Origin of the sequence: Paenibacillus sp. OT2-17 (genome assembly GCF_009827695.1) — a bacterium.
Classification (GTDB): Bacteria; Bacillota; Bacilli; order Paenibacillales; family Paenibacillaceae; genus Paenibacillus; species Paenibacillus polymyxa_B.
Window position 1 is genome coordinate 239,928 of record NZ_WUDQ01000001.1, and the last position, 7,766, is coordinate 247,693.

4 protein-coding genes and 1 rRNA gene are annotated in these 7,766 nt (G+C 45.2%); 4 read left to right on the forward strand and 1 reads right to left on the reverse strand.

Going from position 1 to position 7,766, the window contains the following annotated elements; genetic code table 11:
* Positions 1 to 7 precede the first annotated feature (7 nt).
* Positions 8 to 1,918 (forward strand): DNA topoisomerase (ATP-hydrolyzing) subunit B, encoded by a 1,911-nt coding sequence (gene gyrB / locus GRP75_RS01150; RefSeq protein WP_013308100.1) that lies wholly within the window; start codon positions 8 to 10, stop codon positions 1,916 to 1,918.
* Between the two features lie 141 nt (positions 1,919 to 2,059).
* Here gyrB and GRP75_RS01155 read toward each other — a convergent pair whose 3' ends face one another.
* Positions 2,060 to 2,887, reverse strand: coding sequence for a YheC/YheD family protein (locus tag GRP75_RS01155; RefSeq protein WP_160788397.1), 828 nt, complete (start codon positions 2,885 to 2,887; stop codon positions 2,060 to 2,062).
* A gap of 466 nt (positions 2,888 to 3,353) precedes the next feature.
* Between GRP75_RS01155 and gyrA the strand changes: the two genes are divergently transcribed.
* The 3 genes from gyrA to GRP75_RS01170 form a co-directional block, all read left to right on the forward strand.
* Positions 3,354 to 5,918, forward strand: coding sequence for a DNA gyrase subunit A (gene gyrA, locus GRP75_RS01160; protein ID WP_028540987.1), 2,565 nt, complete (start codon positions 3,354 to 3,356; stop codon positions 5,916 to 5,918).
* Between the two features lie 215 nt (positions 5,919 to 6,133).
* Complete coding sequence (locus GRP75_RS01165; RefSeq protein ID WP_160788404.1) at positions 6,134 to 7,222, forward strand: HD-GYP domain-containing protein; 1,089 nt, start codon at positions 6,134 to 6,136, stop codon at positions 7,220 to 7,222.
* 319 nt (positions 7,223 to 7,541) lie between these two features.
* Positions 7,542 to 7,766, forward strand: a 16S ribosomal RNA gene (locus tag GRP75_RS01170); the annotation flags it as partial.

Here is a 7,766-nt window from a genome sequence, read left to right on the forward strand (position 1 = left end):
GAAAGGCATGTCTATGAATCAACCGTCTTATGATGCGGGCGAGATTCAGGTCCTCGAGGGCCTGGAAGCGGTTCGGAAACGTCCCGGGATGTATATTGGATCCACGAGCGCCAAAGGTCTCCATCATCTGGTCTGGGAAGTTGTGGACAACAGCATTGACGAAGCGCTGGCGGGTTATTGTGACAGCATTCAAGTTGTGGTTCACGAAGATAACAGCGTTACCGTTACAGATAACGGACGCGGTATTCCGGTAAGCGAACACGCCAAAATGAAAAAATCTGCGCTGGAAGTCGTTATGACTGTACTTCACGCAGGTGGTAAATTCGGAGGCGGAGGGTACAAGGTATCCGGTGGTCTGCACGGGGTTGGTGTATCGGTAGTGAACGCTCTCTCCAGCAAAATGATTGTTCATGTTAAACGGGACGGACATCTGTATGAGCAGGAATACCACCGTGGTGCTCCGCAGTATGATGTCAGAGTCATCGGTGATACAGATGAGACGGGTACCCAAACGACCTTCTATCCGGACGATCAAATCTTTACAGAAACGACTGTATACGATTATGATACGCTCCAAACGCGGATTCGTGAGTTGGCTTTCCTGAACAAAGGCATTGCAATCAGCTTGACTGATGAACGGACGGGCGCCAGCGATACATTCCATTACGAGGGCGGAATCAGTGAATATGTGCAATTCTTGAATCAAAAAAGAGAAGCGTTACATGAACAGCCGATTTATGTCGAAGGCTCGCGTGATATGATTCAAGTCGAAGTTGCTTTGCAATATAACGACAGCTATACCGAGAATATTTATTCTTTTGCTAACAACATCAATACCCATGAGGGCGGAACTCACGAATCAGGCTTCAAGAGTGCATTAACCCGGATTATTAACGATTATGCACGTAAAAATGGCTTGATTAAGGACAACAATGCCAACTTGACCGGTGATGATGTGCGTGAAGGATTGACGGCGATTATCTCCGTCAAAATTCCAGAACCACAGTTTGAGGGTCAGACCAAGACAAAGCTGGGGAACAGTGAGGTGCGAGGGATTGTCGAATCCCTATTCGCAGAGAAACTCCAGGAATTCCTAGAGGAAAATCCGTCTGTTTCCCGCCGTGTGGTTGACAAATCATTACAAGCAGCACGTGCCCGGGAAGCAGCGCGTAAAGCGCGTGAGCTTACACGTCGTAAAAGCGCGCTGGAAATCAGTTCGCTCCCAGGCAAGCTGGCGGATTGCTCCTCTAAGGATGCTTCGATTAGTGAACTGTACATTGTCGAAGGTGACTCAGCAGGGGGATCGGCTAAGCAGGGTCGTGATCGTCACTTTCAAGCTATTTTGCCGATTCGTGGTAAAATCCTGAATGTCGAAAAGGCACGCTTGGACCGTATTTTGTCCAGTGATGAAATCCGGTCGATGGTAACAGCAATGGGTACAGGGATCGGAGACGACTTTGACATCGCCAAAGCCCGTTATCACAAGGTCATTATCATGACAGATGCGGATGTCGATGGTGCCCATATTCGTACGTTGTTGCTGACGTTCTTCTATCGGTACATGCGTAAAATCATTGATGCAGGCTATATTTATATTGCTCAGCCACCACTATTCAAAGTAGAGCGTAACAAAGTTGTACGTTATGCGAACTCCGAGGCGGAACGTGATGAGATCATCAGGGAATTTGGAGAAAACGCGAAGTACAATGTACAGCGCTATAAAGGTTTGGGTGAGATGAATGCGACCCAACTTTGGGAAACTACGATGGACCCTGAGAGTCGTACCATGCTTCAGGTAACTGTCAGTGACGCGATGCTGGCTGATACACTGTTCAATACCTTGATGGGTGATAATGTAGAACCTCGTCGTGACTTTATCCAAGAACATGCGAAGTACGTGAAAAATCTTGATTTTTAATGTGTGATGTTCTTTCCTAGTGGCTGTATTACGTGCTCATTAGGTAGTATTTTGTAGGAGTTCACAAGGGGCGCCCAAAGGGGCGTCCCTTTTCTTGTCATTAACCAGCCCGGGTGCATTTGAACATTTAATCTCATTGTTTTAGGCTTTTTTCTTAGAGCGTATGGCTTTACCCGTGGATGAAGAGTACCGGCCGTAGCCTACTGCATATCTGAATATTTTATGATAGAGGCTTTTGTTTGGAAGGGAAGAGAACACCTTGATTGCTGGTCTCGTGTTAACCTCCAGAATCCACGGATAATTTTGCTGATCCAGTCCTACATCTAATCCTATTTCCCTTAAACGTGGGTATCTTTTTTGCAACTGCCATGCTACCCGTTCGCCCATTTTTGATAATTTTTGCTCCAGTCGTACAGCTTCCTTTTCATCCATGTATGGAGCGACCAGCTCATTGAAAAAGCGCATTGTCCCACCGCTGTGATGATTGGTGACGACTTTGTCAGGAGCAGCTACGCGTCCTACAATAAGCGTTGTTTCCCATTGGTGTCTTAAGTTCATCTGGGTTAAAACCCTCAGATCGAAAGGGCGTGCTTCATGCTGAAGAAGTGGAATTCCACGCTGGATCAGATATGGACGTTTTCGTATGCGGGAAGAAACCACTCTATGCAGATCTTCTAGGCTTTCGAAGGTGAAGGTATCTACTTCATAGCGAAGCACATACCAAGTTCTCTCTTCGATGATTCCTTCTTCTGTCGGCGGAAGCGGTTCTGTCAGCCTCTCTGCCCGCATAACGCCTTTTCCATAAGTACCGTTATCAGGCTTAATATAGACAGTACCATACACGGCCAACATTTCGTTCAAGTGATCAAATGTGTACAACCGTGTTTCCGGTACATAAGCGACCAATGTCGGATTGGGGAGAATGGCATTTGTTTTGGTCCACTTACTGGATACTCGCTGAATAGACAAGTAATCTCATCCCTTTCTTTTCGAAATATGAGTCATGTACTTGGAATCCGCAACACTTTGACAAAACAAGGGAAACTAAAGGACAAGTGCGTAAAACAATGATATAATAGAGAAATACGGCGTTTTTCGGAATTTTGCTAAGTGAACCCTGACCGTATACGTATTGTATGTGGAAAAGGCCCTTAGGGTGGGGGCTAATCCCCAGCTCTGGGGAATTTGTTATAATCAGGGCTTGTGAGTTGTACAAGAGAATAGCGATCTGCTACAGGCAGAGAGAGAATGACGAGGGATTTACGCTGTAAAGAGGACAGATGTGTTTAATTGTGCTCTTTTTGTGAAAGTAATATAATTATACAGATGAGGATTTCAGCCAAAATCCTGCGCAGAGAGCGGAGTGTATAGGCAGTATCTTGTTAGGCTTTTCACATAGAGAGCATTGTATTGAAGGATAAGAAGGAGGACCAGCATGGCGGATCAAAATAACTCGCAAATCATCAATAGGGATATCGGAGTGGAAATGCGCGAATCCTTTATGGATTATGCCATGAGTATTATTGTTAGCCGTGCCTTGCCTGATGTGCGGGACGGACTGAAGCCGGTACACCGTCGTATTTTGTACGCGATGTCCGAGCTGGGCATGTCGCCAGATAAGCCTTACAAAAAATCGGCAAGAATCGTCGGCGAAGTTATCGGTAAATATCACCCTCATGGTGATACTGCTGTATATGATACGATGGTGCGGATGGCGCAGGATTTTTCTTTGCGTTATATGTTGGTGGATGGACACGGTAACTTTGGCTCCGTGGATGGAGATATGGCGGCTGCGATGCGTTACACCGAAGCACGGTTGTCCAAGATTGCCATGGAAATGCTACGTGATTTGAACAAAGAGACCGTTGATTTTATGCCGAACTACGATGGTGAAGAGAGCGAGCCCGTCGTATTACCTGCACGTTATCCTAACTTGCTGGTGAATGGTGTCGGCGGAATTGCAGTCGGAATGGCTACCAATATTCCTCCGCATAACTTGGGAGAGGTTATCGATGGTGTACAAGCATTGATCGAAAACCCCGACATTACGCCGATGGAACTTATGGATTATATTCAAGGGCCCGATTTCCCGACAGCAGGTTATATTTTAGGACGCTCTGGTATCCGTCAGGCGTACCAGACTGGCCGCGGATCTGTGACCATGCGTGCGAAGACCACCATAGAAGAGATTGGCAATAAAGCACGGATTATCGTGCATGAGTTGCCTTACCAAGTGAATAAGGCTCGTCTGGTTGAGAAAATTGCCGAATTAGTACGTGACAAACGTATTGAAGGCATTACGGATCTTCGGGATGAATCGGACCGTACGGGTATGCGTGTCGTTATCGAGTTGCGTAGGGACGTGAACCCGAACGTCGTTCTGAATAATTTGTTTAAACATACGGCTATGCAGTCGAATTTCGGTATTAATATGCTTGCCATTGTAAACAACGAACCGAAGATTTTGAACCTGAAGGATGTCTTGTATCATTATCTCAAACATCAGGTCGAGGTTATTCGTCGCCGGACAGAATTTGATCTGAAAAAAGCCGAAGCCAGAGCACACATTCTGGAAGGCTTGCGCATTGCCCTTGACCATCTGGACGAAGTTATTGCCTTGATTCGTTCTTCCCAAACTGCAGAAGCAGCTCGTGAAGGACTGATTGAGCGTTTCTCGCTCACTCTTGAGCAGTCTCAGGCTATTCTTGATATGCGTCTGCAACGCTTAACCGGTTTGGAACGTGAGAAGATCGAGAACGAATATAACGAGCTAATACAAAAGATTGCGGAATACCGTGAGATTTTGGCGAACGAGCATCTGGTACTCAACATCATTAGCGAAGAGCTGAACGAACTTAAGGAACGTTTCGCTGATGACCGTCGCACTGAAATTACAGTGGGTGAAGAGAGTATTCTGGATGAGGATCTCATTCCGCGTGAAGATGTTATTATTACTGTAACCCATACGGGATATATCAAACGCCTTCCTGTTACTACCTATCGCAGTCAAAAACGCGGTGGTCGTGGTGTAGTGGGTATGGATACCAAAGATGAGGATTTCGTAGAGCATCTGTTCATTACGAATTCACATCATCATTTGTTATTCTTTACCGACAAGGGCAAGGTATATCGGATTAAGGCCTATGAGATTCCTGACCTTAGCCGGACAGCCCGGGGGACACCGATTATTAACCTGATTCAGATTGAACAGGGTGAGTCGATCAATGCGGTAATTCCAATCGAGGAGTTTGTGGAGGATAGCTATCTATTCTTTGCGACCCAGCATGGAATCATAAAGAAGACACCACTTGATGACTATGCAAATATCCGCAAAGGTGGCTTGATTGCCATTAACTTGCGTGAAGATGACGCCCTGATCGAAGTGAAGCTGACGGACGGACAGCAGGAAATGATTATTGGTACAGCACAAGGCATGTCTATCCGTTTCCCTGAAAGTGATGTACGGTCTATGGGCCGTAGCGCTACAGGGGTTAAAGGGATCAACCTTGATGAGAGTGATGCTGTAATTGGTATGGACATCGTAGATACCAGCCTGGATATCCTGATTGTAACGGCCAAAGGTTATGGCAAGCGTACCCCTGTTGTGGATTATCGTATCCAAAGCCGTGGAGGTAAGGGGATCAAGACGATTAATGTTACGGATAAAAATGGTCCGGTTGTCGGTCTCAAGGTTGTAAAAACCGAAGAGGATCTGATGATCATTACAGCTAGTGGCACCTTGATTCGGACTAGCATGGGGGAAATCTCCACGATGGGTCGGAATACACAAGGGGTAAGGCTGATTAATATTCGCGATGATGATTCGGTTGCAACTGTTTGTCGAGCGAACAAGAATGAGGAGCAGGATGAACTGCTTGAAGAATTATTAGAGGGTGAGGAAGCTGGAGAGGGCTCATCTCTATCATCTGTTGAACCATCTCTCGAAACGAATACAGAAGGTGCGGAAGGTAACGACCCAGAATCTTCTGAGGGCGAATAAGAGCCTGAATATGGAAACAACAGTAGTTATTAAATTTCAGATGGAACAGACTCTCTGACTATTTGGTCGGGGAGTCTTTTTCTTTTTCTGGCTAACGAATTCAGACAAGTATGCTTTAAATGGCATAAAATGAATGTACAGGATCATTCCCAAGTAATATAATGACATCATAACTGGCAGCTGGAGCAGCTGTTGTGAGAACAGAGAGGTTGACCATGACAACTGTACCCGTATCCGAATTAAAAGCAGGACTTAGATTGCAAAGCGATGTATTTACAGAAATGGGAAGCTTGCTGCTACCGAAAGGGCGCATTCTGCTACCGCGTGACTTGGAGATTTTACAGGCGTTCCTGATCCAGCAAGTTGAGGTAGGGACGGATGATCTTACAAAATCCAGTAGCGAGTCTACGACTGTTCGATCTGGAACATCTGAATCGCAAGGACCTTCGTTAGATGGACGAGATGAATCTGAACAATTTCAGGATGAGTATGACAAAATGGTGATGCTCGTTAAGAATGCATTTCAATCGGTGCTCGTCTCTAATTTATCTATATATGAACTGCGAGGACAATTGGAGTCCTTACTGGTGCACATTCAGCGCTATAATGTAATGACCTATACTCCGCCCGCCATGATCGAAGTGGACTATATTTTTCACAACGCTGTGCTAACCTCCCTTACTTCCTATTCCATTGCACAATGGATCGGATTACCTCAAAAGGATTGGATGCAAGTGGCTTTTGCTGGATTGCTTCATGACATAGGGAACGCTAAAATGGACCCGGTCATTCTGTATAAGCCCTCCAAACTAACGTGGGAAGAGCAAGAAGAAATACGTCGCCATACATCACTAGGATACCAGTTGCTTAAAAATGTGAAAGCTATTAACGAAGGTGTGCGTTTGGCAGCTCTTCAGCATCATGAGAAAGTGGACGGTACTGGATATCCACTGCGTCTTAAAGGGGAACAAATCCACATCTACGCTAAAATCATTGGAGTGGCTGATGTATTCCATGCTATGACTCTAGAGAAAACATACCGACCTGCCCAATCACCGTATCTGGTTCTAGAGCAAATCAAGTCAGAATCATTTGGAAAGCTGGACCCAAGTGTCGTACAAGTTTTTATTCATAAGTTAACCCAATTCAATAATGGAACCAAGGTGCGCCTCAATGATAACCGTACAGGGGAAATTATTTTCGCTGATCGAGATCATCCGACTCGGCCGTTGATTCAAGTAGATGGGGAAATTATTAACTTAATGCTGCAAAGAGAGCTTTATATCGAGTGTATTGTTACTTAACTAAGTATTTTAAAAAAGAGTTGCATAATGCAAGAAAAGTATGATATATTATTTCTTGTCGCTTCAAGTGTTATCAAGAAGAGCGAAAAACACTTTCGAAAAAAAAGTGTTGACATAATTCTATGGAATATGATACACTATAAAAGTTGCTAAGGGGTTGAAAGAAACGCCGAGGCGGACATTGAATGTTTGATCTTTGAAAACTGAACAACGAGTGAGTAAAACGATTTTGTTCGCAAAATCAAACAAGAGATATTTTTATCTCGTCAGTTTCAAAATGAGCTTATCGCTCTTTCTATAAACCAGCTTCGGTTGGTCTTTAATGGAGAGTTTGATCCTGGCTCAGGACGAACGCTGGCGGCGTGCCTAATACATGCAAGTCGAGCGGGGTTGTTTAGAAGCTTGCTTCTAAACAACCTAGCGGCGGACGGGTGAGTAACACGTAGGCAACCTGCCCACAAGACAGGGATAACTACCGGAAACGGTAGCTAATACCCGATACATCCTTTTCCTGCATGGGAGAAGGAGGAAAGACGGAGCAATC

Coding starts and splice junctions, on each gene's coding strand:
- gyrA (WP_028540987.1), top strand. CDS start 3,354: ATGGCGGATCAAAATAACTCGCAAATCATCAATAGGGATATCGGAGTG.
- gyrB (WP_013308100.1), top strand. CDS start 8: ATGTCTATGAATCAACCGTCTTATGATGCGGGCGAGATTCAGGTCCTC.
- GRP75_RS01165 (WP_160788404.1), top strand. CDS start 6,134: ATGACAACTGTACCCGTATCCGAATTAAAAGCAGGACTTAGATTGCAA.